Source organism: Shewanella sp. 10N.286.52.B9, assembly GCF_002873635.1.
Classification (GTDB): domain Bacteria; phylum Pseudomonadota; class Gammaproteobacteria; order Enterobacterales; family Shewanellaceae; genus Shewanella.
Genome location: NZ_MCTY01000099.1, coordinates 1 through 2,287, shown reverse-complemented (window position 1 = coordinate 2,287; position 2,287 = coordinate 1). Strand labels below are relative to the sequence as shown.

General features: G+C 48.0%; 1 protein-coding gene and 1 pseudogene. Both read right to left on the bottom strand.

From position 1 onward, the window contains the following. Window positions 1–2,015 (bottom strand): integrase family protein (locus BCU91_RS06730; protein WP_102531157.1); only part of this gene is annotated, 2,015 nt, incomplete at its 3' end. Next, window positions 2,015–2,287 (bottom strand): annotated as a pseudogene (locus BCU91_RS06725) (site-specific integrase); the annotation flags it as partial. The gene BCU91_RS06730 and the pseudogene BCU91_RS06725, both read right to left, overlap by 1 nt.

The window sequence follows — 2,287 nt, the reverse complement described above, 5'->3', positions numbered from 1 at the left end:
TCAATTTCCACCGATAGGTTCGCGGCCTGATGCGCTTTGTAGCTCAGTTGGTTGAAGTGGGCATTAAGCGCAGGCAGGTATCGTGCCTCGGTGATAAACCAGCGGCAGCGAATGCAGTTTTCAGAGCCATGTGGCACGCTATCATAAATGCGATTTGCGGCGGCTTTTGCATCTCTTATCAACTCGCCACCATTCCAGCACCCACCAAGGGTACTGACTTCATCCGATTTCACGGTGTTGCCTCCAACCAGACACATCCCACACGAGCGTTCTTCCCAGCCTATCGGATTGCGATTAACCAGTGCCGCTTGAATGCTATCATCACTGTGATACACCATCTTGCATTGAATTTGCTCCATCGAGGCATCTTTGAGGAAGTTTCGCACTGATTGTTTGGATTTCGCATCCAACTCACCATGCGCTTCATCCATTTTCTCTGCCATCACGGACGGGGTAATTTTGTTGTAGTAGATAGTCATCAACAGGCGTGTATGCCCCGCCAGTAATTTAGAAATCACAGGCAGTGGCAGTTGGGTATCCATCGTATACGCTGTGATGAGTGAGACACGCAAACTGTGCAAGGGAAAGAGTGTGGCAGCTTTAGAACCTTCTTGAGTACCTTCAGGGTAATCCACAACCAGTTTTAAGCGCTCACCATTATCAAGGGTGTTGCCTTGCTCTGCGAGTTGGTTTTCTAGCGTCAGTAAGAGTTGATACCAGAAAAGCGATATATTTGAATCGCCTCTAACTGGTTTGTGCTTATTCTCGCCCTTTGCTGATGCTTCACGAAAAAGAAAGGCAATTTCACCCATGCTTTCTAGCTGCTTATCCGATTTCTTAGCACCAATGTGCTTTAGTAGCAGTGTGGTGCAATCGGTGGGCTTTGTAATGGGGTTGTATTTTTCTTGCCAGTTGCGTAGTTTTTCCAGCCAGTACAGCACTTCTTCGTTCTGCCAAGGGATGATGTAACCCCGCTCCAGTTCGTCTTTGTTTTGGTCAGCGGTTTTGTTGGTGTTGATATACAAGCCTGTGGAATACAGCCCTGTCATGGTGTCGTGAATGCGGCGGAAGATGCCTTTCCCGAACGGGCGCTTCTCGCTGCCAAGGGCAAAGTCATGTTTGGTGTTGAGCACCCATTGACCTTGCTCATAGCGCCATGTATCAGCCTCACCGCTGTCCAGCATACGCACCTGATAGGTACGCAGTGGTAGATGGAGCTTTATTAAAATCACCATCGCTTTGACAGGCGACCAGATTTGGTGAAGGGTGATTTGTTCGCCTTTTCGAGTCACTTCTTTGGTACGCCACACACAATCAGGGTCGGACGCATCAATCAGCTCTGGCTCGACTTCAAACCAGTCACCATCACCGCCAGAAGTTCCTTGTCCTGTTTGCTGCTGCGCCCATGTCCAGTGCTTGAAATGTCGATAGTGATAGGCAGGAAGCAGAGACTCATCGTCCTTGAGGTTTTGCTCAATGACGGTCAGTTCGGTTTTGTCGGGCAACGGACAGAGTATTTGGCGTAAGTCCTGAATATAGCGATACGGCAAGGGGTTACGCACGGTTTCCGTAGTGGAGGCTTGGAGCTTGATTTTGCTGAGCGGGTTTTGAACTAAGGGAGCAAGGTTGCCATGGTCATCTTCCTCGGAGAACACTTTTTCAATAACAAAGTCGATAAAGTCACAAGGAAAATTCACGCCTTTAGAGATGATAGCTGGGACATTTTGTGTTTTCATTACAAGAATCTTCAACTCTTCGCTAGAGCATTGATGACCGCAGTAGCCCTTAAAAAACAAATCTATATCGCCGATGGCATAGGGTGCATATTCAGCCAGATAGGACTCAAAGAAACGATTTAGAGCATTTTGTTTATTGTTAATACCTGTCGTTTGAGTTGCCATCCACTCCGCTGCTAACTCCTGCCATTGCTGCCACTCCGCACCAAGCGTGGTGAGCATCCATGAGAAAGTTAAATCCGATGAGCGTCCGTCGAGTTTTCTGCCTTTGTTCGCCATTATTTACCTCTCAATTTTGGATGTTTGCCAGTGAAGTAGCCCTGCGGGTCGATGTCATCAAAACCATGCTCTACCAATGCTTTCCAGTCGAGTGCTTTGACTTTGGATTCAGGGTTTGCCAGTTGCAGCGTGGCTTGAGTGAGTTCGTCAGAGATTTCCTGCTGGCCTTTGCCTGTGTAGGGGATTTGTGAGTCTAGGGACTTATGGTGCATACAGCGTCGAATTACCAACGGGTTCAATCCTGAACGTTCTAATCGTCTGCCGTAATTATG